At 45.5% G+C, this 24,296-nt stretch carries 22 protein-coding genes; 21 read left to right on the top strand and 1 reads right to left on the bottom strand.

Translation table 11 applies throughout. The features are described 5' to 3' along the window. Positions 1-181: 181 nt before the first annotated feature. The 9 genes from AC59HZ_RS20345 (at position 182) to pyrG (ending at position 12,144) form a co-directional block, all read left to right on the top strand. Positions 182-1,369 (top strand): acetyl-CoA C-acetyltransferase, encoded by a 1,188-nt coding sequence (locus tag AC59HZ_RS20345; RefSeq protein WP_496547607.1) that lies wholly within the window; start codon positions 182-184, stop codon positions 1,367-1,369. Positions 1,370-1,569: 200 nt separating this feature from the next. After that, on the top strand, positions 1,570-2,421 hold the full coding sequence (locus tag AC59HZ_RS20340; RefSeq protein WP_496547606.1) for a 3-hydroxybutyryl-CoA dehydrogenase: 852 nt from the start codon (positions 1,570-1,572) through the stop codon (positions 2,419-2,421). A 144-nt stretch (positions 2,422-2,565) separates the two neighbouring features. Continuing rightward, entirely contained in the window at positions 2,566-3,696 is a 1,131-nt protein-coding gene (locus tag AC59HZ_RS20335) for an acyl-CoA dehydrogenase (RefSeq protein WP_496547736.1), read from the top strand. 237 nt (positions 3,697-3,933) lie between these two features. Further along, the gene (locus tag AC59HZ_RS20330; protein WP_496547605.1) at positions 3,934-5,073 is read left to right on the top strand and encodes an acyl-CoA dehydrogenase; all 1,140 of its coding nucleotides are present in this window, start codon (positions 3,934-3,936) and stop codon (positions 5,071-5,073) included. A 141-nt stretch (positions 5,074-5,214) separates the two neighbouring features. Continuing rightward, positions 5,215-5,856 carry a TetR/AcrR family transcriptional regulator gene (locus tag AC59HZ_RS20325; RefSeq protein ID WP_496547604.1) on the top strand — a complete coding sequence of 214 codons (642 nt, stop codon included), beginning with the start codon at positions 5,215-5,217 and terminating at the stop codon, positions 5,854-5,856. Between the two features lie 63 nt (positions 5,857-5,919). Then, positions 5,920-9,174: a fused isobutyryl-CoA mutase/GTPase IcmF gene (gene icmF / locus AC59HZ_RS20320; protein ID WP_496547603.1), complete on the top strand. Its 3,255-nt coding sequence runs from the start codon at positions 5,920-5,922 to the stop codon at positions 9,172-9,174. Between the two features lie 127 nt (positions 9,175-9,301). Beyond that, positions 9,302-9,463, top strand: a complete 162-nt coding sequence (locus AC59HZ_RS20315; RefSeq protein ID WP_496547602.1) for a hypothetical protein — start codon at positions 9,302-9,304, stop codon at positions 9,461-9,463. Between the two features lie 138 nt (positions 9,464-9,601). Further along, a complete protein-coding gene (rpoE, locus tag AC59HZ_RS20310; protein ID WP_496547735.1) occupies positions 9,602-10,183 on the top strand; it encodes a DNA-directed RNA polymerase subunit delta in 582 nt (193 codons plus the stop codon). Positions 10,184-10,548: 365 nt separating this feature from the next. Then, the gene (pyrG, locus tag AC59HZ_RS20305; protein WP_496547601.1) at positions 10,549-12,144 is read left to right on the top strand and encodes a CTP synthase; all 1,596 of its coding nucleotides are present in this window, start codon (positions 10,549-10,551) and stop codon (positions 12,142-12,144) included. A 184-nt stretch (positions 12,145-12,328) separates the two neighbouring features. On the opposite strand, the gene AC59HZ_RS20300 is transcribed toward pyrG, so the two are convergent. Next, positions 12,329-12,835, bottom strand: coding sequence for a DUF2529 domain-containing protein (locus AC59HZ_RS20300; RefSeq protein WP_496547600.1), 507 nt, complete (start codon positions 12,833-12,835; stop codon positions 12,329-12,331). A 179-nt stretch (positions 12,836-13,014) separates the two neighbouring features. On the opposite strand from AC59HZ_RS20300, the gene AC59HZ_RS20295 reads away from it, so the two are divergent. From AC59HZ_RS20295 to spoIIR, 12 genes are all read left to right on the top strand, one after another. After that, the gene (locus tag AC59HZ_RS20295) at positions 13,015-13,386 is read left to right on the top strand and encodes a response regulator (protein WP_223594925.1); all 372 of its coding nucleotides are present in this window, start codon (positions 13,015-13,017) and stop codon (positions 13,384-13,386) included. Positions 13,387-13,660: 274 nt separating this feature from the next. Next, on the top strand, positions 13,661-14,518 hold the full coding sequence (locus AC59HZ_RS20290) for a class II fructose-bisphosphate aldolase (protein ID WP_496547599.1): 858 nt from the start codon (positions 13,661-13,663) through the stop codon (positions 14,516-14,518). Positions 14,519-14,652: 134 nt separating this feature from the next. Next, positions 14,653-15,303: a fructose-6-phosphate aldolase gene (gene fsa / locus AC59HZ_RS20285; protein ID WP_496547598.1), complete on the top strand. Its 651-nt coding sequence runs from the start codon at positions 14,653-14,655 to the stop codon at positions 15,301-15,303. Positions 15,304-15,517: 214 nt separating this feature from the next. Beyond that, positions 15,518-16,807 carry a UDP-N-acetylglucosamine 1-carboxyvinyltransferase gene (murA, locus tag AC59HZ_RS20280; RefSeq protein WP_496547597.1) on the top strand — a complete coding sequence of 430 codons (1,290 nt, stop codon included), beginning with the start codon at positions 15,518-15,520 and terminating at the stop codon, positions 16,805-16,807. Positions 16,808-16,837: 30 nt separating this feature from the next. Next, complete coding sequence (gene glpX / locus AC59HZ_RS20275) at positions 16,838-17,800, top strand: class II fructose-bisphosphatase (RefSeq protein ID WP_496547596.1); 963 nt, start codon at positions 16,838-16,840, stop codon at positions 17,798-17,800. 448 nt (positions 17,801-18,248) lie between these two features. After that, positions 18,249-19,514 (top strand): transcription termination factor Rho, encoded by a 1,266-nt coding sequence (gene rho, locus AC59HZ_RS20270; RefSeq protein WP_223594920.1) that lies wholly within the window; start codon positions 18,249-18,251, stop codon positions 19,512-19,514. Positions 19,515-19,692: 178 nt separating this feature from the next. Continuing rightward, positions 19,693-19,899 carry a 50S ribosomal protein L31 gene (gene rpmE, locus AC59HZ_RS20265; protein WP_430063875.1) on the top strand — a complete coding sequence of 69 codons (207 nt, stop codon included), beginning with the start codon at positions 19,693-19,695 and terminating at the stop codon, positions 19,897-19,899. A gap of 125 nt (positions 19,900-20,024) precedes the next feature. Continuing rightward, on the top strand, positions 20,025-20,636 hold the full coding sequence (locus tag AC59HZ_RS20260) for a thymidine kinase (RefSeq protein WP_430063874.1): 612 nt from the start codon (positions 20,025-20,027) through the stop codon (positions 20,634-20,636). A gap of 115 nt (positions 20,637-20,751) precedes the next feature. Next, positions 20,752-21,225 carry a hypothetical protein gene (locus AC59HZ_RS20255; protein WP_496547595.1) on the top strand — a complete coding sequence of 158 codons (474 nt, stop codon included), beginning with the start codon at positions 20,752-20,754 and terminating at the stop codon, positions 21,223-21,225. A 109-nt stretch (positions 21,226-21,334) separates the two neighbouring features. Continuing rightward, entirely contained in the window at positions 21,335-22,408 is a 1,074-nt protein-coding gene (prfA, locus tag AC59HZ_RS20250; protein ID WP_496547594.1) for a peptide chain release factor 1, read from the top strand. Further along, complete coding sequence (gene prmC / locus AC59HZ_RS20245; protein ID WP_496547593.1) at positions 22,401-23,252, top strand: peptide chain release factor N(5)-glutamine methyltransferase; 852 nt, start codon at positions 22,401-22,403, stop codon at positions 23,250-23,252. Before prfA ends, prmC begins: the two co-directional genes overlap by 8 nt. A 24-nt stretch (positions 23,253-23,276) precedes the next feature. Next, positions 23,277-24,278: a stage II sporulation protein R gene (gene spoIIR, locus AC59HZ_RS20240; RefSeq protein WP_496547592.1), complete on the top strand. Its 1,002-nt coding sequence runs from the start codon at positions 23,277-23,279 to the stop codon at positions 24,276-24,278. Positions 24,279-24,296: the final 18 nt, after the last annotated feature.

The raw sequence follows: 24,296 nt of genomic DNA, 5'->3' as shown, positions 1-24,296 counted from the left end.
TGCGTAAAAATATTTCAACTTCTACTATTTTTTATGTAAAATAGAATATAGAGTAAAACGCTTACATTTCCTTTTTTTAATCAACGCATTGATGCGTTAATTTTTTAATTTATCATTGAGCGAGCGTTCAGTCACTTTGTTGAAGGGGTATTTAATAAACATAAAAGGGAGAGTGTTTTGAATGGGGAAAACGGTTATTTTAAGCGGAGTTAGAACGCCATTTGGAAAATTCGCAGGTTCCTTGAGCAGCTTCACGGCATCAGAGCTTGGAGGAATCGCAGTAAAGGAAGCTTTAGTGCGGGCCGATGTGAAATCCGAAGAGGTTCAGGAAGTCATCCTTGGAACGGTTTTACAAGGAGGGCAGGGGCAAATTCCATCTCGTCAGGCTGCAAGACATGCCGGATTGCCATGGGAAGTGAAAACAGAAACGATTAATAAGGTTTGTGCTTCCGGAATGCGGAGCGTGACTTTGGCGGACCAAATCATCCGCGCCGGCGATGAGGAAGTCATTGTTGCAGGCGGCATGGAATCGATGAGCAATGCGCCTTACATTTTGCCAAAAGCAAGATGGGGACTGCGCATGGGGGATGCATCTGTAAATGATTTAATGATCCATGACGGCCTAAGCTGCAGCTTTACAGGTGTTCACATGGGCACATACGGAAATTCGACAGCAGCAGAGATGGAGATTTCCCGAGAGGCTCAGGATGAGTGGGCATTGAGAAGCCATGAACGAGCGATTGCCGCGATCGAAGGCGGGAAATTTGCTGAAGAAATCGTTAAGGTGGAAGTGCCGCAGCGAAAAGGGGCGCCGGTTGTAGTTGAGCATGATGAAGCACCTCGGAAGGATACTTCTCTTGAACGGCTAGGCAAGCTTGCTCCAGCATTTAATTCAACGGGCACGATTACAGCGGGAAATGCGCCGGGTGTCAATGACGGTGCGGCTGCCCTTGTGTTGATGAGTGAAGAGCGGGCTGCACTTGAAGGCCGTACAGCGGAGGCGGTCATTTTGGGGCATGCTGCGATTGCCGTAGAAGCGAAGGACTTCCCGCAGACACCAGGCCTTGTCATCAATGAAATTTTACGAAAAACAGGCCGAAGCTTAGAGGAAATCGACTTATTTGAAATTAATGAAGCCTTTGCAGCGGTCGCATTAGCGAGCAGCCAAATTGCCGGTCTTGATCCGGAAAAGATCAATGTTAACGGCGGTGCGGTTGCCCTTGGACATCCGATTGGGGCTAGCGGCGCACGCATTATTATCACGTTGATGCATGAATTGAAGCGTCAAGGCGGCGGAATCGGGATTGCTGCGATTTGCTCCGGCGGTGGCCAGGGTGATGCGGTGATGATTGAGGTGCCGAAGCGGTAATTTGACGGGTTGGGTTTTCCATAAATTGTCTAAATGGACAATAAGGTTTAAAAAATAGACAAAGCACCCGAAAAAATAGACAAAGGCTATTAAATAATAGACAAAGTGCCAGAAAAAATAGACAAAACACTCGAATAAATAGACAAAACCATTTTTGGATAAAAAACAGGGGCTGCGGCCCCCCATTTGGAGGGGAAAACATGAAGGTTTCTAAAGTAATGGTAATCGGAGCAGGACAAATGGGCTCCGGAATCGCCCAAGTATGCGCTCAAGCAGGCTACAACGTCGTATTAAATGATCTTAAATCTGAATTCGTTGAACGCGGATTAGGTATTATTAACAAAAATCTATCCCGCAACGTGGACAAAGGGCGAATGACAGATGAACAAAAGCAAGAAGTGCTGGCGAGACTCACAGTCTCAACTGACCTTCAGGATGCAGCCGAAGTGGATCTTGTCATTGAAGCAGCTGTTGAAAACATGGATATCAAGACGAAAATTTTCGCACAGTTAGATGAAATTGCTCCAGCACATACGATTTTAGCAAGCAATACTTCCTCGCTTCCGATTACGGAAATTGCAGCGGCAACAAAGCGTCCGGAAAAGGTCATCGGCATGCACTTCATGAATCCAGTCCCGGTGATGAAGCTGGTTGAAATTATTCGCGGGTTAGCGACAGCAGATGAAGTATACCAAGTGATTGAAGATATGACGAAAACGCTCGGCAAGGTGCCGGTTGAAGTCAATGATTTCCCAGGATTTATCTCCAACCGTATCCTTTTGCCAATGATCAATGAAGCGATTTATGCCCTGTACGAGGGTGTTGCTACAAAAGAAGCAATCGACGAAGTGATGAAACTCGGCATGAATCACCCGATGGGTCCTCTAACCTTGGCTGATTTTATCGGCTTAGATACATGCCTATACATTATGGAAACGCTTCAGGATGGCCTTGGTGACGACAAATACCGTCCATGTCCACTCCTTCGAAAATATGTAAAAGCAGGCTGGCTCGGCAAGAAAACCGGCCGAGGGTTTTACACATACGAATAGAGTAGGAGAATCGTGCCGCAGTTTTAACACGAACGAATAACAGATTAATAAATAATTTAAGCCCAGTTCCATTCTATTTTTCGAAAAAGGGGATGCTTGATGATGAATACTGCCACTTTAGATTCTCCAAAAGGAGAAATCAGCATGAATCTAACATTCACAGAAGAACAAGAAATGATGCGAAAAATGGTCCGCGATTTTGCCGAAAACGAAATTGCTCCATTTATTGAAAAAATGGAAAAGGGTGAGTTTCCGCGGGAAATTCTTCGCAAAATGGGGGAACTGGGCCTAATGGGAATTCCGGTTCCAGAAACATACGGCGGCGCTGAGATGGATTTCACTTCTTATATCATCGCCATTAATGAGCTATCCAAAGTAAGCGCCACCATCGGCGTTATCCTATCCGTGCATACCTCCGTCGGTACCAATCCGATTCTTTACTTCGGAACCGAGGAACAGAAGCAAAAATATTTGCCAAAGATGGCATCTGGTGAGTATCTTGGGGCATTTTGCTTAACGGAAGCGAGCTCTGGATCGGATGCTGCCAGCTTGAAATCGCGTGCGGTTCGAAGCGGCGATCATTATGTGATCAACGGATCGAAGGTGTTTATCACAAATGGCGGCGAAGCCGATGTCTATATTGTGTTTGCGAAAACTAACCCGGAGTTAGGCAGCAAAGGTATTTCCGCGTTTATTGTGGAAAAGGGGACACCTGGCCTCGTAATCGGCAAGGATGAAAAGAAAATGGGCTTGCATGGCTCAAGAACGGTCCAGCTGACGTTTGAGGATATGAGGGTGCCGGCCGAGAACCTTCTTGGTGCGGAAGGCGACGGCTTTAAAATCGCGATGGCCAACCTCGACGTTGGCCGCATCGGGATTGCCGCCCAGGCACTTGGAATCGCTGAGGCCGCACTGTCGGCCGCAACCGCCTATGCGATGGACCGCCAGCAGTTCGGCAAACCGATTGCTTCCCAGCAGGGGATTGGTTTTAAGCTGGCCGATATGGCAACTAGTGTGGAAGCGGCGAAACTATTAGTCTATCGTGCAGCTGATTTGCGTGGGCGCGGTGTGAAGTGCGGTTTGGAAGCTTCGATGGCGAAGCTTTATGCGTCGCGGACGGCGGTAGAGGTTGCGACCGAAGCCATCCAGGTTTTCGGCGGCTATGGATATACAGAGGATTACCCAGTTGAACGGTATTTCCGCGATGCGAAAATTACGGAGATTTATGAGGGTACGAGTGAGATCCAGCGGATTGTCATTAGTAAGAGTCTGTAGGTTTTATAAAATTATCCAACGTATGTTGATAACTTTCGAAAAGATGTCGTAAGCGGCAGAAATTATGTATTAAGTTCCAAAAAATAAGTAGTAAGTTTCTTTTTGTAGAATGTGGTCTCAAAATTGTAGAAACCAACCTGAATTTTGAAGAATACCCACCAAAAATTGTAGAATTCAACCTAAATTTTGTAGAATACCCAATAAAATTCGTAGAAAGTTTAAAGGAGGACTTCATAAATGAACTTCAAACTATCCGAAGAACATGAAATGATTCGTAAAATGGTTCGTGATTTCGCGCGTAACGAGGTGGCGCCTACCGCTGCAGAACGTGATGAGGACGAACGCTTTGATCGTGAAATTTTTGACAAAATGGCGGAGCTTGGCTTAACAGGAATTCCGTGGCCGGAAGAGTACGGCGGCATTGGCAGCGACTACTTAGCATACTGCATCGCAGTAGAAGAGCTTTCCCGGGTTGACGCATCAGTAGGTGTAACTCTTTCTGCCCACACTTCACTTGCAGGCTGGCCAATTTACAAATTTGGTTCGGAAGAACAAAAGCAAACCTACCTACGACCAATGGCAGAAGGAAGCAAAATCGGCGCTTACGGCTTAACTGAGCCAGGCAGCGGTTCCGATGCAGGCGGCATGAGAACGACAGCGCGTCTTGAGGACGGCCATTACGTTCTAAACGGATCCAAAATTTTTATTACCAACGGCGGCATCGCGGACATCTATGTTGTATTTGCCTTAACCGATCCATCCAACAGACAAAAAGGCACCACTGCGTTCATCGTTGAAAAAGATTTCCTAGGCTTCTCTGTAGGCAAAAAAGAAAAGAAACTAGGCATTCGGTCATCACCAACAACTGAAATTATTTTTGAAGATTGCCGTGTTCCAGTTGCCAACCGTCTTGGCGAAGAGGGCGAAGGCTTCAAAATTGCGATGATGACGCTTGATGGCGGACGCAACGGCATCGCGGCGCAAGCGGTGGGAATTGCCCAAGGCGCTCTAGACGCTGCTGTTGACTATGCAAAAGAACGCCAACAGTTCGGCAAGCCAATCGCGGCCAACCAAGGCATCAGCTTCAAGCTTGCTGACATGGCAACAGGCATCGAAGCTTCAAGACTATTAACCTATCAAGCGGCATGGCTCGAGTCAAACGGCCTCCCATACGGAAAAGAGTCGGCGATGTCGAAGCTTCTTGCTGGCGACACAGCGATGAAGGTAACAACAGAAGCCGTTCAAGTGTTTGGCGGCTACGGTTATACAAAGGATTATCCAGTTGAGAGATTCATGCGCGATGCAAAAATTACGCAAATTTACGAAGGCACTCAGGAAATCCAGCGCCTCGTTATTTCTAGAATGATTACAAAATAAAACGAAAAGCGGAAGCGCCTTGCTCAGGGGCGACAAGCATAAGACGAGCCGGCGTGAAGGTTGCTTTTTAACCTTCTCGACGGATTGGCTTAGACCAAAGAGCCCCTAGGCGCTGGAGCTAGACAAAGGTAGGAAAAAGCGATGAAAAAGCGGGAGGTTCAGGCCTCGGTCAAGGATGAGCGCCTTGTTCAAAAGAGGCGCGATCAAATGATCAAAGGGGCCGTAGCACTTTTTAAACAAAAGGGGTTTCACCGGACGACGACAAGGGAAATTGCCAAAGCGGCCGGCTTCAGCATTGGGACGCTATATGAATACATCCGCACAAAGGAAGATGTGTTATATCTTGTCTGCGATAGCATCTATGACCAGGTCAGCGAACGTCTCGAACAGGATTTGTCTGTGAAAAAGGGGACATTGGAGAGCCTAAAGCTCGGCATTGCAAACTTTTTTCATGTAATGGATGAAATGCAGTCCGAAGTGCTCGTCATGTATCAGGAAGTCAAATCGCTTTCAAAAGACGCTCTTCCATATGTGTTGAAAAAAGAAGAAGCCATGGTGGCCATGTTTGAAAACTTGCTTTCCCGCTGCATCGAGAACGGGGAGCTTGAGTTAACCGAACAGCAGGCCAAAATCATTGCCCATAATATTTTTGTCCAGGGGCAAATGTGGGGCTTCCGCCGCTGGGCATTACGAAAATTATTTACATTAGACGAATATATCGAGCTGCAAACTGAACAATTGCTGTCTGGATTGCGCCAATTCCAGCCGCAAAGAAAAGGCTAATTTTTAGGTTGTGGTAAAGATTTGAAAAATCAACAGCCAATTTAAAAAAGGGGGAACCCAAGCGTGAAAACAACGAGTAAATACCAGCCGAAGCATCATATCCGTTTTGTCACAGCATCCAGCCTTTTTGACGGCCACGATGCTTCCATCAATATAATGCGTCGAATCCTCCAGTCAAGCGGGGCCGAAGTCATCCACCTTGGCCATAACCGCTCGGTCGAGGAGGTCGTGAACGCTGCGATTCAAGAGGACGCCCAAGGAATCGCGATTTCTTCCTACCAAGGCGGACACGTGGAATATTTTAAATACATGTATGACTTATTAAAAGAAAAAGGCGCACCGCACATCCGTATATACGGGGGCGGGGGCGGCGTAATTATCCCTCGGGAAATAAATGAGCTTCATGAGTACGGAATTGCCTGGATTTTCTCACCTGAAGACGGCCGCACCCTCGGCCTTCAGGGTATGATTGACCGGATGATTGAGGAGTGTGATTTTTCAACGGTCACGGACAATATCAGCGAGCAAATCGAAAAACTTCCTTCAGGGGATGTTAACGCTATTGCTAAGATGATAACAGTGGCAGAGCTTCATGTCGATAAAAGGAACGAGGCGGCGGCTACAGCCGAAGAAGTGCTCGAACAAGTGAAGTCACTTGAGAAGGGAATTCCAGTGATTGGTATCACCGGAACGGGCGGTGCTGGAAAAAGTTCGTTAACCGACGAATTGATCCGCCGTTTTATCAATGAGTTGCCTGATAAAAAAGTAGCGATCCTTTCGGTTGACCCAACAAAGCAAAAAACAGGCGGTGCGCTTCTTGGCGACCGTATCCGCATGAATGCAATTTTTTCACCGAATGTATACATGCGCAGCCTTGCGACAAGACATTCGAAAAACGAGCTGTCACTCGCGATTAAAGATGCTGTTGCCGTGACAAAGGCGGCGGGTTTTGACCTTGTCATCGTGGAAACAAGCGGAATCGGACAGGGCGATGCCGAAATCACCGAAATCTGTGATGTATCGCTATATGTAATGACTTCAGAATTCGGGGCACCGTCCCAGCTTGAAAAAATTGATATGATCGACTTCGCCGACTTGATCGTCATCAATAAATTCGAGCGTAAGGGTTCAGAGGACGCAAAGCGCCAGGTGCAAAAGCAATATCAGCGCAGCCATATGCTGTTTGAAAAAGACCCTTCAGAAATGCCAGTGTACGGTACGATTGCCAGCCAGTTCAATGATCATGGCACAAACGCTTTGTTTGCCGCGTTAATTGAAAAAATTAATGAAAAAATGGACACCGATTGGGTGACATCTTTTAATAAGAATGCCGTTGTGGAAAAGCAAAACGTGATTATTCCAACGGACCGCCGCTATTATTTACGTGAAATCTCGGAAACAGTGCGCGGCTATCATAAGAAGGCCGAAGAGCAGGCCAATATTGCCAGGAAATTATTCCAGCTTGAGGGTGCGATTGAAGCAGTCCAAGAGCCTGGAGTAATTGCGGCACTCGAAGCCGTCAAAGCGGAAACAGAAGCGAAATTAACCCCGGAATCGAAGAAAATCTTAGACAGCTGGGAAGATACCAAAAAAGCGTATTCCGGAGATAAATTTGTCACCAGAATCCGCGATAAAGAAATTATTACAATTTTAAAAACAAAGAGCTTATCAGGAATCGATATTCCAAAAGTGGCGCTGCCAAAATTCAAGGATTACGGCGAAATTCTCCGCTGGGTCTATCAGGAAAACGTACCGGGTTCATTCCCATATACGGCAGGTGTTTTCCCTTTCAAGCGTGAAGGGGAAGATCCAAAACGCCAGTTTGCCGGAGAAGGCACACCGGAAAGAACGAACCGCCGTTTCCACTATTTATCGAAGGACGACGATGCGAAGCGCCTAAGTACAGCATTTGATTCCGTTACTTTGTATGGCGAAGACCCTGACTACCGTCCTGATATTTACGGAAAAGTCGGCGAAAGCGGAGTCAGTGTTTGTACGTTGGACGACATGAAAAAGCTCTATGACGGCTTTGATCTTTGCCACCCATCGACTTCGGTTTCGATGACAATCAATGGACCGGCACCGATCATTTTAGCGATGTTCATGAATACAGCCATTGATCAGCAGGTGAAGCGGAAAGAAGCGGAGTTAGGCCGTGTGTTGACGGTGGAAGAATTCGCCGAAGTTCGCGCCTATACATTAAGGACTGTCCGCGGTACGGTGCAGGCCGACATTTTAAAAGAAGACCAAGGCCAGAACACCTGTATTTTTTCAACAGAGTTTGCCCTAAGAATGATGGGGGATATCCAGCAATATTTCATTGACCAGCAGGTGCGCAACTACTATTCCGTTTCCATTTCCGGCTATCACATTGCTGAAGCGGGCGCGAATCCGATTTCGCAATTGGCCTTCACGCTGTCAAACGGCTTCACTTATGTCGAGTATTACCTAAGCCGCGGCATGAAAATTGATGACTTTGCGCCGAACTTATCATTCTTTTTCAGCAACGGCTTAGATCCGGAATATACCGTTATCGGCCGTGTGGCCCGCCGCATTTGGGCAACGGTGATGCGCGATAAGTATGGTGCAAACGAACGGAGCCAAAAGCTGAAGTACCATGTTCAGACATCCGGCCGCTCGCTGCATGCTCAGGAGATCGACTTTAATGATATCCGAACCACCCTGCAGGCATTAATGGCGCTGCACGATAACTGTAATTCGCTTCATACCAATGCTTATGATGAGGCAATTACGACACCAACCGAGGAATCAGTAAGACGGGCAATGGCGATTCAAATGATCATTACAAATGAGCACGGCTTAACGAAAAATGAAAATCCGCTTCAGGGCTCGTTCATCGCGGAAGAGCTCACGGAACTTGTCGAAGAAGCTGTTTTACAAGAATTTGAACGCTTGAATGACCGCGGCGGTGTGCTTGGTTCAATGGAGACCCAGTACCAGCGCGGCAAGATTCAAGATGAATCGATGTATTATGAAATGAAAAAGCATACCGGTGAACTGCCAATTATTGGGGTTAATACGTATTTAAATCCGAATCCTCCGTCCGAGGAAGATGTTAACAATATGGAATTGGCCCGTGCTACAACCGAGGAAAAAGAGCTGCAGATTCATAATTTGCGCGCGTTCCAGGAAAGCCACAAAGGCGAAGCAGCGGCGTCGCTGAAACGCTTGAAGGAAGCGGCCGTCAATAATGGCAACATTTTTGCCGAACTGATGGAAACCGTCAAAGTGGCCAGCCTTGGCCAAATTACCCGCGCCCTTTACGAAGTCGGCGGGCAGTACCGAAGAAATATGTAAGCAATGTTGAGTGTCAGGCACCATGTGAGAATTTCACATGGTGCCTGACACCGTTGTTTTAAAAAAAAGATTTTTCTTATATAATCTAACTAGTGGACAAACTTTGAGGATCTTGGCAGGTGTGAATATGAAGCTACGTACGATGATCATTATTTTAATCATTTTTGCCTGGCCATTATATTATCTGTATGAGCGTCAGTTAGGCGCCGTCTCATTCCTGCTTTTAGCGATCTTCTTTCTCGTTATTTCGATTAAAGAATTAAAAAAATTCAACAAAAAGGACGATTAGCAGGAAAAAATCAAGGGATTGGTCAGCTAGAACTAGCATAAACGATAAGAATTTGTTTATAATGAAGAATATGCAAAATGGGAGAAATGCCCTTATCACTCTTTTTAGAGTGTTAAATAGAGAAAGGAAGTGCCAATATTGAGTTTAGCACAATACTCAAAAGAGGAATTACAAGAGTTATCCCTCATTGAAATGGCTTACGAATTTTTAAAAAATAGCAAGCAACCAATCTCCTTCAATGAATTGATCAATGCAATTACACAGGCTGCTGAGCTTTCTGAATCAGAAGTTCGCACGCGGCTGGCACAATTTTATACAGACATGAATATAGATGGCCGTTTCCTCTCATTAGGCGATAACCGCTGGGGACTTCGCGTTTGGTATCCGGTTGATACAGCGGAAGAAGAAGTTGTGAACACAGTGAAAACGAAGAAGAAAAAGGCGAAGAAAGTCGTCGATGAAGAGGATCTTGACGATTTCGATGAAGTTGATGATGAAGATTATGATGACGTCGATGAATTTGACGACGAAGATGATCTCCTTGATGATGACGATTCCTTCGATGAACTTGATGAGGTCGACGACGAGTTTGACGATGACGATGAGGATGTCATTGAAGACGAAGAAGAAGAATTCGAGCTTGACGACGAAGATGATCTCGATGACGATGATGATGATGATGAGGCCGAATTAGACGAAGAAGAAGACGAAAACTTGTAATTTTTACCCGGATATTCGGCTTGACTTTTCATTCGTGCCCTTGTATTATCTTTTTTGGGCTCCTTAAAAAAGGACGATACATTATTTACTTACAATGCGCTCCCTTACCAATGCGTAAGCGGAGCGTTTTTATTTTTGTCCAGCTACAGCGCCTAGGGGCTCGATGGTCTACAGACAATCCGTCGAGAAGGTTAAAAGGCAACCTTCCCGCCGGCTCGTCTTATGCTTGTCGCCTTGATCAAGGCGCTTCCGCTTTTTTGCGCAAAAACTCCGTTGGAATGGAGTTTTTTCGTTTGAAAATTTTTTGCAAAACTCCCATTAACAATCCGAATAATGTACAAACTGTATACGAGGGGGAATATTTAATGACAAAATATATTTTTGTAACAGGTGGTGTCGTTTCATCACTTGGAAAGGGAATTACAGCGGCATCCTTAGGGCGCTTATTGAAAAATCGGGGGTTAAATGTAACGATTCAAAAATTTGACCCATACATTAACGTTGACCCAGGAACCATGAGCCCTTATCAGCATGGTGAGGTATTCGTAACCGGTGACGGTGCCGAAACAGATTTGGACTTAGGCCACTATGAGCGTTTTATCGACATTAACTTAAACAAATATTCTAACGTAACAACTGGTAAAATCTATTCAACGGTTTTACGCAAAGAGCGCCGCGGTGAGTATTTGGGAGCTACCGTACAGGTTATTCCACATATTACTAATGAAATTAAGGAGCGCTGCTTCCGTGCCGGCAACGAAACGAATGCCGATGTAGTCATAACGGAAATCGGCGGAACAGTGGGCGACATTGAATCACTGCCGTTTTTAGAAGCGATTCGCCAAATCAAGAGTGATATTGGCAGCGAAAACGTAATGTACATCCACTGTACGTTGATTCCGTATATCAAGGCGGCCGGTGAAATGAAAACAAAGCCGACCCAGCACAGCGTCAAAGAGCTTCGCAGCCTTGGAATTCAGCCAAATATTATCGTCGTTCGTACGGAACTGCCGGTTTCACAGGACATGAAGGATAAACTAGCCTTGTTCTGTGATATCGATGCAAAAGCGGTGATTGAGTGCCGTGATGCTGACACGCTTTATTCGATTCCTATGGCTCTTCAAGAGCAAAATATGGACCAAATTGTTTGTGATCACTTGAAATTAGCGACTCCTGAAGCGGAAATGACCGAGTGGAAAGCACTAGTAGACCGAGTGCTGAATCTTTCAGGCAAAACACGTATCGGGCTTGTCGGAAAATATGTTGAGCTTCAGGATGCTTACATTTCCGTAGTGGAAGCCATGAAGCACGCCGGATATGCCTTTGATACCGACGTTGAAATTAAATGGATTAACTCTGAAGAGGTTACGCGTGAGAATGTCGCCGAGCTCCTTGGCGATGTCGATGGCGTCCTTGTTCCGGGCGGTTTCGGTGACCGTGGCATTGAAGGAAAAATCGAAGCGACTCGTTATGCGCGTGAGCAGAAGAAGCCATTCTTGGGCATTTGCTTAGGTATGCAGCTGGCGACGATTGAATTTGCCCGCAACGTGCTTGGGCTTAGTGATGCACATTCTGCGGAGTTTGTACCGGAGACAGCGCACCCAATCATCGACCTGCTTCCAGAGCAGAAAGATGTGGAGGATTTAGGCGGTACATTGCGCTTGGGTCTTTACCCTGCACGCTTGGTTGAAGGTACGAAGGCGATTGCTGCTTATGATGAAAAGGTGGTTTATGAGCGCCACCGCCACCGTTATGAGTTCAACAATCACTACCGTCAAGAAATGGAAGCTGCAGGCTTGGTGTTCTCAGGGACAAGCCCAGACGGCCGTTTAGTGGAAATCATCGAGCTGACTGACCACCCATGGTTCGTGGCATCCCAGTTCCATCCGGAGTTCGTCTCTAGACCAACCCGTCCACAGCCGTTGTTCCGTGACTTTATTAAAGCAACCATTCAAAAATAGGATTTTATGGACCAGTTTCCTTTGGGGGACTGGTCTTGTTTTTTGGATATAAATGTCTAATTGTTTAAAACGGTGAAAAAAATGTCCAAACACGTCTAAAAATTGTCCAATACTCCGAAAAAAATGTCCAAACCTGCCAATAAAATGTCCAAAACATAAAAAAAGGACCCACTTGGGCCCGTTTTTACTCCTCATATTCCGCCAAAATCTCATCAATCGTGAATTTTAAACCATGATACACGAACAAAGCAGCCATCGCCGAAGGATATCCGTACCGATTTCCTAAATCATCAGGAAGTAGTCCCTTTGTCAGCCGCAAATCAATATGAACGTCGGCCAGCGCATCCAAACCGCCCCCATCAACGACTGTCGATACTGCAACAAAAGGGATGCCTTTTTCCTGAAGCTGGCCCGCGAGTTCCACAGCGGCCTCATCATCGGACTGCCTTGTGAAAATCAGCACCCGATCGGACTCACTAACCTCCTCCACATTTGTTAAGCTTTTTGCCCCCTTAAGCGGCTCTGCACCCTCTAATGCCTCAAACTCAACAGATTTCATTTCTTTCGTGCCAAAAATAAAAATGGACTGCCCCTGTGCGAGCAGGCGGGCGCCATCTTCAAACGCAAATTCTTCTTTTTCCTCGAGTCTCTTAAATAACCCAGTTAATTGAGTAGTAAACATTTTTAACATGATAATCCTCCTTATCGCACCACTATTATAGACTTTTTTTAAAAATTCCACAAAATAACATTATTCTAGGCAAAATTTTTGCAGGAATTTTGCCTTAAAATGTAGAACTATAACAAGTGAGTGTTTAGGTGAAATTTACTAAAAATTAAGAATCTATCAAATCGGGAAGAGGTGGAAGTATGAAAGAGAAAATTTTAATCGTTGACGATCAATTTGGTATTCGCATTTTGCTAAATGAGGTGTTCCAAAAAGAAGGGTATCAAACATTCCAGGCGGCCAACGGAGTTCAGGCACTTGATATCGTAACTAAGCACGATCCTGATCTAGTCCTGTTGGATATGAAAATTCCGGGAATGGACGGAATCGAAATCTTGAAGCGAATGAAAGTCATCGACCCAGACATCCGAGTGATCATAATGACCGCCTACGGAGAATTGGATATGATTCAAGAAGCAAAAGACCTTGGTGCCATCACTCATTTTGCTAAGCCATTTGATATTGATGATATCCGTGCTGCGGTACGAAAGCACATTCCGCAAAAGGCAAACTAAAGTCATTTTTTTAAAAAAATAACGAGATTGAAAAAGACAAAAAGGCAGCGAAATTGCCTTTTTTTCATACAAAAGGTGTAAACAGGAAATTGTCTGCGCTTTCATTGTGACACTTTAAAAAACACTGTTAGATTAATGGCATTTCTACTTTTATTCTGATATGATACATATGAACTTTGACCGGTTGCTATCTTTTCAGATGGATACATATTCAATTCATTTAGGGAAAACATTTATATGAAAAGATATCGACCCAATTTAAGGAGGAATAGAAATGCCTTTAGTTTCCATGACAGAGATGCTTAACAAAGCAAAGGCGGAAGGCTACGCGGTTGGGCAATTTAACCTTAATAACTTAGAGTTTACCCAAGCGATTCTTCAAGCTGCCGAAGCAGAAAAATCACCGGTTATCCTTGGTGTGTCTGAAGGGGCTGCCCGTTATATGTCCGGCTTCAAAACCGTTGTTAAAATGGTAGAGGGCTTACTAGAAGATTTGAACGTTACGGTTCCGGTTGCGATTCACCTTGACCACGGTTCAAGCTTTGAAAAATGTAAAGAAGCGATTGATGCAGGCTTCACATCTGTTATGATTGATGCTTCCCACCACCCATTTGAAGAGAATATCGCTACGACTACAAAAGTGGTAGAATACGCTCATTCAAAAGGTGTTTCCGTTGAAGCAGAATTAGGAACAGTTGGCGGCCAAGAGGACGATGTGGTTGCTGACGGCGTTATCTATGCAGATCCTGAAGAGTGTAAAGAGCTAGTTACGCGTACAGGCATCGACTGCCTTGCACCAGCACTAGGTTCCGTACACGGTCCATACAAAGGTGAACCAAAGCTTGGTTACAAGGAAATGGAAGAAATCGGTCAAGCTACTGGTCTTCCACTTGTTCTTCATGGAGGAACAGGAATTCCAACAGCTGATATCCAAAAGTCAATTTCTTTAGGAACAGCGAAAATCAATGTTAATACAGAAAACCAAATCGCATCTGCGAAAGTGGTTCGTGAAGTATTAGCGGCAAAACCAAATGAATATGATCCACGTAAATACTTAGGCCCAGCTCGCGATGCCATTAAAGAAACCGTTTCTGGCAAAATGCGCGAATTCGGTTCTTCAGGCAGAGCGTAATACAAGAACGCCATCTATGGCCGTTTTTGTAGTTTGCCTCAATTGTGATAAAATGAAAACCGCTCTTATCTAAAGGGCGGTTTCAGTGTGTTCATCGTAAATTGAAAATTTAGTCGAAATTTGGAGGGAAAGACATGAGGTTTTTTATCGATACAGCGAATTTAGAAGAAATCCGTGAAGTACATGAGTTAGGGTTATTAGCAGGTGTAACAACGAATCCATCACTAGTTGCAAGAGAAAAAGACGTTTCTTTCCATGACCGTATTAAAGAAATTGCGGCGCTTGTTCCTGGTTCAGTCAGTGCGGAAGTTATCGCCCTTGATGCTGAAGGCATGATTAGAGAAGGAGAGGAACTAGCTGCGATTGCTCCAAATATTACGATTAAAGTTCCAATGACACCAGATGGATTAAAAGCATGTAATCATTTTTCAAAAAAAGGAATCACCACAAACGTAACATTGATTTTTAATGCAAACCAAGCATTGCTTGCTGCAAGAGCTGGTGCTACCTATGTTTCTCCGTTCCTCGGCAGATTGGATGATATCGGCCAAAACGGTTTAGAGCTTATTTCACAAATTTCCGAAATCTTTGCTGTTCATGGCATCGAATCCCAAATCATTGCTGCCTCCATCCGCAACCCAATCCATGTAACAGAAGCAGCATTAAGAGGCGCAGATATTGCGACAATTCCTTACAAAGTTCTAATTGGCTTGTTCCATCATCCATTAACAGATAAAGGGATTGAAGGCTTCCTAAAAGACTGGAATGCCCGGAACAACGCTTAACTAATCTGCAGTTTTTCCATTTTCGTACAAATTTTTTTATTATGGATACATGAAAATAAAATTTTAGTGTAAACTATAAGATAGACAAACTGTCGGAATTTGACTTTTTATGTTGGAAAAATATACCTAGAGCCTTGCGTCATCTTCAAGGCGTTTTTTTACAAACGGCTGTAAGCGCATTCGGAATAAGGCATGGCTTAGAAGGGAGTCGAAAATGGAAAAACTTAAAATTGCAGGCGGATATCCGCTGAAGGGAATGGTTCGCATCAGCGGAGCCAAAAATAGTGCCGTTGCCTTAATTCCCGCCACTATTTTAGCAGAATCACCAGTAACAATCGAAGGACTGCCGGAGATTTCGGACGTGGAAATCTTAAAGGATTTGCTCGAAGAAATCGGCGGCAAGGTTGAAATAACGAACGATGAAATGACAGTTGACCCATCGACGATGATTTCTATGCCGCTGCCAAACGGAAAAGTAAAAAAACTGCGCGCGTCCTATTATTTAATGGGAGCGATGCTCGGCCGCTTTAAAAAAGCCGTCATTGGTTTACCAGGTGGCTGCCATTTAGGGCCAAGACCGATTGACCAGCATATTAAAGGCTTCGAAGCACTTGGTGCGCAAATCACTAACGAACAAGGGGCGATCTATTTGCGTGCGGACGAGCTTCGCGGCGCACGGATTTATCTCGATGTCGTCAGTGTAGGTGCGACCATCAATATCATGCTTGCTGCCGTTCGGGCAAAAGGACGGACAATCATTGAAAATGCGGCAAAAGAACCGGAAATTATTGATGTCGCTACACTTTTAACGAATATGGGCGCGAAAATTAAAGGGGCCGGAACAGATGTGATCCGGATTGATGGCGTGGATACGCTTCATGGCTGCCGTCATACGATTATTCCTGACCGGATTGAAGCAGGTACCTATATGATTCTAGGAGCCGCCGTTGGAGAAGGCGTCCTCATCGACAATGTCATCCCGCAGCACTTAGAATCATTAATTGCCAAGCTACGCGAAATGGGCGTCTATATTGAATCAGGCGACGACCAGGTGTTTGTCGACGGCGGAGCTTCGAAGTTGAAGGCCGTTGATATCAAAACGCTTGTGTATCCTGGCTTTCCAACCGACCTGCAGCAGCCATTTACGACGCTGTTGACCAAAGCAACCGGTTCAAGCGTCGTCACCGATACAATTTATGGTGCCCGCTTTAAACATATTGATGAACTAAGAAGAATGAACGCCAATATTAAAGTAGAAGGCCGCTCGGCGATCATTAATGGGCCTATCCAGCTTCAAGGAGCAAAAGTGAAGGCGAGTGACCTCCGTGCTGGAGCAGCACTATTTATCGCCGGCCTCATGGCAGAAGGAATTACCGAAGTAACTGGCCTTGAACACATCGACCGCGGCTATAGCAATCTTGTTGAAAAATTGAATGGCCTCGGTGCGACGGTTTGGCGTGAAGCTTTAACAAAAGAAGAAGTTGAACAGTTAAAAAATACTTAATTTAAAGACAGAAAACGGGGGATGGAATTCATGGAAAGAAGTTTAACGATGGAACTTGTCCGCGTCACAGAAGGAGCAGCGCTGGCCTCTGCACGCTGGATGGGCCGCGGGAAAAAGGATGAAGCCGACGGTGCTGCTACATCCGCAATGCGCGATGTATTCGACACCGTTCCAATGAAAGGTACCGTTGTGATTGGTGAAGGGGAAATGGATGAAGCACCAATGCTCTACATCGGCGAAAAGCTCGGTACAGGCTATGGACCGCGTGTAGATGTCGCCGTTGACCCGCTTGAAGGCACCAATATTTTAGCGTCCGGCGGCTGGAATGCTTTGGCCGTTCTAGCGGTAGCGGATCATGGAAACCTTCTTCATGCTCCAGATATGTATATGGAAAAAATTGCTGTTGGCCCTGAAGCCGTTGGCTTAATTGATATCAATGCTTCTGTTTTGGACAACCTGAAAGCAGTGGCCAAAGCGAAAAACAAAGATATCCAGGATGTCGTGGCAACCGTATTGAATCGACCGCGCCATGAGCATATCATCGCTCAGCTTCGTGAAGCAGGCGCGCGGATTAAACTGATTAACGATGGCGACGTTGCAGGTGCCATCAATACCGCTTTCGACGATACCGGTGTTGATATTCTATTTGGTTCCGGCGGTGCACCAGAGGGAGTTATTTCGGCGGTAGCATTGAAATGTCTCGGTGGCGAAATCATGGGGAAACTTCTGCCGCAAAATGATGCCGAGCTTGAGCGCTGCATTAAAATGGGCTTAGATGTAAACCGTATTCTCCGCATGGAGGATCTCGTGAAAGGCGACGACGCTATTTTTACCGCTACAGGTGTAACTGACGGCGAATTATTGCGCGGCGTTCAATTCAAAGGCTCACATGCCTCGACACACTCGATTGTCATGCGTGCTAAATCCGGCACGGTCCGCTTTATCGAAGGCCGTCACAGCTTGAATAAGAAACCGAATTTAGTAATTAAATAATTAGAAAAGCGGAAGCGCCTTGACCAGGGAAAAAAGCAGTTCATTTTTTCCTAGGGGCGACAGGCATAAGACGAGCCGACGAGAAGGTTGTTTTTTAACCTTCTTGACGGATTGGCTTAGACCAAAGAGCCCCTAGGCGCTGCAGCTGGACATCAGTAATAGAAAAAGGGGAGACCAGCCAGCGGCTGATCTCCCAACTCCAATATCTCCAAGAGGGATTCCTTTCAGAAAAAATTTCCAACATTAGATCGAAGTAAATCTAGTTGATTATTTTTTTGCTCAGGGGGTAAAATAGATATTGTTTTTTATCTTGCATATTTTTCTGCAAATCTATTCATTTCAATTCTACTTCTATTTCATTTCCTCTAATTTCTTAATTACCTATTGACCATCTTTTACAAAAAGAAAGAGCGGATTCGAAGGGAAAATTTAAAAGTGTGGTGTACTAATGGATTTAACAATTTCAAGTTTAGAAAACATGAAGCTGAAGGAGCTTTATGAGCTTGCGCGCGAATATAAAGTGACCTATTACAGCAAATTAACAAAAAAAGAATTAATTTTTGCGATTTTAAAATCCCGTGCCGAGCAGCAGGGTTATTTCTTCATGGAAGGCGTCCTGGAAATCATTCAGTCAGAAGGCTTTGGTTTCTTACGCCCGATTAACTATTCGCCAAGCTCTGAGGATATTTATATTTCCGCCTCGCAAATCCGCCGTTTCGATCTGCGCAACGGGGACAAGGTTTCCGGTAAAGTTCGTCCGCCTAAGGAAAATGAACGTTATTACGGTTTACTGCATGTAGAGGCGGTTAATGGAGAAGATCCTGAATCCGCAAAAGAACGCGTCTACTTCCCTGCGTTAACGCCGTTATATCCAAATCGTCAAATGAAGCTGGAAACGACGCCAAAGCATCTTTCAACCAGAATCATGGATTTGGTCGCTCCGGTTGGTTTTGGGCAGCGCGGTCTGATTGTCGCTCCTCCTAAAGCAGGTAAAACGATGCTGTTAAAAGAAATTGCCAACAGCATTACAACGAACCATCCGGATGTTGAATTGATTGTGCTTCTTATCGACGAGCGTCCGGAAGAGGTAACGGATATTGAGCGTTCTGTTGCGGGTGATGTGGTCAGCTCGACGTTTGATGAAGTGCCGGAGAACCACATTAAAGTCGCTGAGCTTGTGCTGGACCGAGCGATGCGTTTAGTCGAGCATAAACGCGATGTTGTCATTTTGATGGATAGTATTACGCGTCTGGCCCGTGCTTACAACCTTGTTATTCCGCCGAGCGGACGTACGCTTTCTGGTGGTATTGACCCGGCAGCGTTCCATCGTCCGAAGCGTTTCTTCGGGGCAGCCCGTAATATTGAAGAGGGCGGCAGCTTGACAATTCTTGCTACGGCACTTGTTGATACTGGTTCACGTATGGATGATGTCATTTATGAAGAATTTAAAGGGACAGGCAATATGGAGCTTCATCTTGATCGCAGTCTTGCTGAGCGCCGTGTCTTCCCTGCGCTTGATATCCGCCGTTCCGGAACGCGTAAGGAAGAATTGCTTATTCCAAAGGATCATCTTGATAAATTATGGGCGATTCGCAAATCGATGTCCGATTCTCCGGATTTTGCAGAACGCTTCTTGAAAAAATTAAGACAGACGAAGTCAAACGAAGAGTTCTTTGCGCAGCTGAACGAGGAACTAAAGTCGCGTCGTTCCTAGACGGAATAGAGGGGCCGGCCTGAGCCTGGAGTCCTTTTCAAAAAAATCCCAACTTGCAAAAGTAGGTTACCCTTGTTATAATGGGTGCAGTGTGTTTTAAGTATTTGATGCTTGTTTTTAAGACAGGCATTTATATAACTCTGTTTCGAAAGATTCAGGGCGGAAGGAGATGAAAAGAATGAAAGCAGGAATTCATCCAAATTATAAAACAGTAACGGTGACATGTGCATGTGGTAATACATTTGAAACTGGTTCTGTTAAAAAAGAAATTCGCGTTGAAACTTGTTCAGAATGTCATCCATTCTATACTGGTCGCCAAAAATTCGCTGAAGCTGGCGGACGTGTTGACCGTTTCAACAAAAAATACGGCCTTAAGAATCAATAATTTTTGCAAAGACAACAGGCGAGTGGGAAAACTTACTTGCCTGTTTTTTTATTTGACTTTAATGACTTTTTTACTATAAATATGATCGAGTATCATGGTTCGTTTAGAGGAAGGAGACGCCGTTTATGTATTTAATGAAGCAAAGCGGATGGGTTGAGGTTATCTGTGGCAGTATGTTTTCTGGAAAGTCGGAGGAATTGATTCGTCGTGTAAGGCGGGCTCAATTTGCCAAACAAAAAATAGCTGTTTTTAAGCCGAAGATTGATAATCGCTACAGTGAACAGTCTGTCGTTTCCCATAATGGCTCTTCTTTTAATGCGAAGCCAATTTCCCATTCGATTGAGATTCTGCACCATGTCGAAGCAGATATGGACATAATCGCGATTGATGAGGTTCAGTTTTTTGATGAAGGCATCCTCCGGGTTGTGCAGCAGCTGGCTGACAGCGGTCATCGCGTTGTGTGCGCCGGTCTTGATATGGATTTCCGCGGCGAGCCGTTCGGACAGATGCCGGCGTTGATGGCGATTGCCGAGACGGTGACGAAGCTACAGGCGGTTTGTACGGTATGCGGTTCACCATCGAGCCGGACGCAGCGTCTGATTGATGGGCGACCTGCCTCGTATCATGACCCGGTCATCATGGTTGGCGCGTCTGAAGCGTACGAGCCTCGCTGCCGTCACCACCATGAAGTGCCAAAAACAGCATCGTACCGCGGGGCGGTTGAGCAGGAAGTTTGATGTTGATACATAACTGTCTAGGAAGTGATTCCTGGGCAGTTTTTTGTGGGCTTGGAAAGAATTCTCTCGTTCAGTTCTGCAAGCTGCCGGGCATGATAGTAATGGGAGGTGTTTTATGCGGAAAAAATGGATGTTTCTCTCGTTTATCATGTTGTTAATGGTAACTGGATGTCAGAGTAATCGCGCAGCTGACGAAAAAGATACAGCATCTGATTTGCGGAAAGACCGCTCAACGCCTAATTTTATGTCCAACCGTAATAATGGGGTCGAGAGGGACGTTGTGGAAAATGATATTGCCGATCAAAATCCTAACTTCCTTAATCTGAATAGGTCGGGAGATCGAGGAGAATATGACGGCGAAAACCAAGGCAGCGATGTCGACAAGGCGAAAAAGGTCGTTGCGGCAACTGACGAGTTTGCAATCGACTCCGTTTGGATGAATGGCGACCGGATGTGGGTGTCTGTTTATAAAAAGGGCATGCTCTCCGACAAGGAAAGAATTGATGCCGAAGCACGCCTCCACCGCAAGCTAGTACAGGCCCTGCCGCGTTACAATATCGAAGTTCGAGTCAAGGAAGACCGAAGATAACATGCTCTGTTACCAGGGCATGTTTTTTTATATCAAAATTTGGTTTTGACGGAGTTTAACGCCTATACTATAATTATAATGTTATGGACTAAAACTCGAGGTGAATAACTTGTTTGATCGTCTTCAATCCGTTGAAGATCGCTATGAAAGATTAAATGAACTTTTAAGCGATCCAGAAATCATTAATGATTCAAAAAAACTACGTGAATATTCAAAAGAACAATCTGACATACAAGAAACTGTGCAAACGTACCGCCAATATAAAGAGGCTCGCGAACAGCTGGCTGACGCCAAGGCAATGCTTGATGATAAGCTCGATGCCGAGATGCGTGAAATGGTGAAGGAAGAAGTAAGCGAGCTGGAAGCGCAAATTGTAGAACTAGAAGCCCGCATGAAGATTCTTCTGATTCCGAAGGACCCGAACGATGACAAAAACGTTATCTTTGAGATTCGCGGGGCGGCCGGCGGGGACGAGGCGGCATTGTTTGCTGGTTCGCTTTACCGGATGTACAGCCGCTATGCCGAAGCGCAGGGCTGGAAGATAGATTTGATTGATGCCAATCCGACAGGCCTTGGCGGCTACAAAGAAATCAGCTTTATGATCAATGGTGCCGGCGCTTACTCCAAATTGAAATTTGAAAATGGCGCCCATCGTGTACAGCGTGTGCCGGAAACCGAATCAGGCGGACGGATTCATACTTCGACGGCAACGGTTGTTTGTTTGCCGGAAGCGGAAGAAGTAGAGATCGAAATCCACGATAAGGATATCCGTTTTGATGCGTTTGCCTCCAGTGGAGCCGGCGGACAGTCCGTTAATACAACGATGTCAGCCGTTCGTTTAACCCATATTCCAACAGGAATTGTGGTATCATGTCAGGACGAAAAATCACAGCATAAAAACAAAGACAAAGCGATGAAAGTATTGCGTGCGCGCGTCTATGATAAGTTCCAGCAGGAAGCACAGGCGGAATACGACCAAGTGCGTAAATCGGCGGTTGGTACCGGTGACCGTTCCGAGCGGATTCGTACTTACAACTTCCCGCAGAATCGCGTGACGGACCATCGCATTGGTTTAACGATCCAAAAGCTGGACCAAATATTAGAAGGCAAGCTGGATGAAGTCATCGATGCCTTGATTATGGAAGATCAAGCGAAAAGACTGGATGAGGCTGCAAATGAGTAAAAAAGTATTCGAAGCTCTTAATTGGGCTTCTTCTTTTTTAAAAAAAGCAAACCGGGACGAGAATGCGGGCGAGTTATTGCTTCGGCATTTTACCGGGATGTCACGGTCGCAGCTGTTTGCCAATATGCGCGATGATTTAGATCCGGCTGTGTTGTCACGTTTCGAGGAAGCTGTTCACGAGCATGTCCGCGGTGTGCCGATTCAGTATATGATCGGCTCTGAGGAGTTTTACGGTCGGACGTTTCTAGTGAATGAAGAGGTGCTGATTCCAAGGCCGGAAACAGAGGAGCTTGTTTATGAAACGCTCAAGAGAATAAACAAGCTGGGTTTAAAAAAGGTAGTGGATATTGGGACTGGAAGCGGCGCAATTGCCATCAGCCTGAAGCTGGAACAGCCATCATTAAAGGTATTTGCTTCTGATATTGCAGAGGAATCCTTAAAAGTTGCGCGAGAAAACGCCAGCCGGCTTGATGCCGACGTTGAATTTATCCAGGGTGACTTGTTAAAGCCGTTTATGGGCGGCGGGTTTGATGTTGTTATTTCGAATCCCCCGTATATTCCGACAGGGGATATCGTGACGATGTCGGAAGTGGTCACTGAGCATGAACCGCATCGGGCTTTGTTTGCGGGCGAGGACGGGCTTGATTTTTACCGCCGCTTTATGGTGGAGCTTCCTCAGGTGATAGCTTCCCGCGCGTTGGTATGTTTCGAAATTGGGGCCGGTCAGGGCGAAGCGGTAGCGGAGCTTTTTCAAAAGGCCTTTGAGGAAGTTAAGGTTGAAATTGTGAATGATATAAACGGCAAGGACCGGATGGTGTTTGCGGAAATTGGCTTCGGGAAGTGATCTCCCGGGGCTTTTTTTATATGTGTGTGTTTCATAAAAGCCCATCGGCATGGAAAAAAGGCAGTAAAGGGATTAGATGTTCGGGTGAAAATATTAAAATTTACTAGTTTAAGATTCTTGGTTTCTGTCCACAATGAGGATATCGAAGGGACGGTGCTGAGAGTGAGAAGCAAAGTAGTGGTTTGGGCTTACTTAGTGGTATTATCATTGGGAACAATGTTGAGTTTATATATGCCAAAAACGGAAGCGGCGCAGAAGGAATCGATTGTGATTCCAGGGGAAGCGATCCGCCTCCGAATTCTAGCGAATAGTGATTTTGAAAAGGACCAGGCGATCAAGCGGAAGGTGCGCGACGCGGTTAATGCCCAGATTACTTTATGGGTGCAGGATTTAACGTCGATGGAAAAAGCAAGAGCGGTGATCAAGGCGAAGCTGCCGGAGATTCAAGCGATTGCGGAACAAGTGGTGCGCGAGCAAAATTCCGATCAGTCGGTGAAAGTAGAATTTGGCAAGGTTCAGTTTCCGACAAAGCTTTATGGCCAGTTTTTATATCCGGCCGGAGAATACCAGGCGATTTTGATTACATTGGGTAAAGGCGAAGGGGCCAATTGGTGGTGCGTGTTATACCCGCCGTTATGCTTTCTGGATTTTTCAAATGGGATTGCCGTAAGCAAAGGCTTTGATGAAAAGGAACGAGTGGAAGCACAGACAGTCAAGGAAGAGCCGGTTAAAGTAGAAGACGAGCCGCAAGTTAAGGCAAAACCAGTTGTAAGGCAGCCGAAAGAATCAACAAAAGCGGTGGTAAAGCAGCCGAAAGCACCAGTTAAAAAAGAGACGGTTGAAAAATCGCCAGCTGTAGTGGAAAACTATTCGTTAGCAAAACAAGAGCAGCTTTTAGCGGAAGAGCCTGTACAGGAAAATGAAACAGTTAAGCAAGAGAAAAAACCAGTTTATACTGCAGAGGACGAACAGCCGGTTAAAGTGAAGTTTTTCGTAGTTGAGATGTGGGAAAAGCTATTTGATTAAACCAGTTCCTTTCAGCGG

The sequence above is a fragment of the Neobacillus sp. DZ-9 genome (assembly GCF_059587065.1).
Note: the sequence above shows the minus strand (reverse complement) of the source record. Positions and strands in the feature narration are given on the sequence as shown.

Excerpts from the sequence above, each read along its gene's own strand:
- AC59HZ_RS20295 (WP_223594925.1), top strand. The coding sequence starts at position 13,015 with ATGAAAGAGAAAATTTTAATCGTTGACGATCAATTTGGTATTCGCATT.
- AC59HZ_RS20330 (WP_496547605.1), top strand. The coding sequence starts at position 3,934 with ATGAACTTCAAACTATCCGAAGAACATGAAATGATTCGTAAAATGGTT.
- fsa (WP_496547598.1), top strand. The coding sequence starts at position 14,653 with ATGAGGTTTTTTATCGATACAGCGAATTTAGAAGAAATCCGTGAAGTA.
- AC59HZ_RS20345 (WP_496547607.1), top strand. The coding sequence starts at position 182 with ATGGGGAAAACGGTTATTTTAAGCGGAGTTAGAACGCCATTTGGAAAA.
- AC59HZ_RS20340 (WP_496547606.1), top strand. The coding sequence starts at position 1,570 with ATGAAGGTTTCTAAAGTAATGGTAATCGGAGCAGGACAAATGGGCTCC.
- AC59HZ_RS20290 (WP_496547599.1), top strand. The coding sequence starts at position 13,661 with ATGCCTTTAGTTTCCATGACAGAGATGCTTAACAAAGCAAAGGCGGAA.
- AC59HZ_RS20335 (WP_496547736.1), top strand. The coding sequence starts at position 2,566 with ATGAATCTAACATTCACAGAAGAACAAGAAATGATGCGAAAAATGGTC.
- AC59HZ_RS20315 (WP_496547602.1), top strand. The coding sequence starts at position 9,302 with ATGAAGCTACGTACGATGATCATTATTTTAATCATTTTTGCCTGGCCA.
- AC59HZ_RS20325 (WP_496547604.1), top strand. The coding sequence starts at position 5,215 with ATGAAAAAGCGGGAGGTTCAGGCCTCGGTCAAGGATGAGCGCCTTGTT.
- rho (WP_223594920.1), top strand. The coding sequence starts at position 18,249 with ATGGATTTAACAATTTCAAGTTTAGAAAACATGAAGCTGAAGGAGCTT.
- murA (WP_496547597.1), top strand. The coding sequence starts at position 15,518 with ATGGAAAAACTTAAAATTGCAGGCGGATATCCGCTGAAGGGAATGGTT.
- glpX (WP_496547596.1), top strand. The coding sequence starts at position 16,838 with ATGGAAAGAAGTTTAACGATGGAACTTGTCCGCGTCACAGAAGGAGCA.
- AC59HZ_RS20255 (WP_496547595.1), top strand. The coding sequence starts at position 20,752 with ATGCGGAAAAAATGGATGTTTCTCTCGTTTATCATGTTGTTAATGGTA.
- AC59HZ_RS20260 (WP_430063874.1), top strand. The coding sequence starts at position 20,025 with ATGTATTTAATGAAGCAAAGCGGATGGGTTGAGGTTATCTGTGGCAGT.
- pyrG (WP_496547601.1), top strand. The coding sequence starts at position 10,549 with ATGACAAAATATATTTTTGTAACAGGTGGTGTCGTTTCATCACTTGGA.
- AC59HZ_RS20300 (WP_496547600.1), bottom strand. The coding sequence starts at position 12,835 with ATGTTAAAAATGTTTACTACTCAATTAACTGGGTTATTTAAGAGACTC.
- prmC (WP_496547593.1), top strand. The coding sequence starts at position 22,401 with ATGAGTAAAAAAGTATTCGAAGCTCTTAATTGGGCTTCTTCTTTTTTA.
- rpmE (WP_430063875.1), top strand. The coding sequence starts at position 19,693 with ATGAAAGCAGGAATTCATCCAAATTATAAAACAGTAACGGTGACATGT.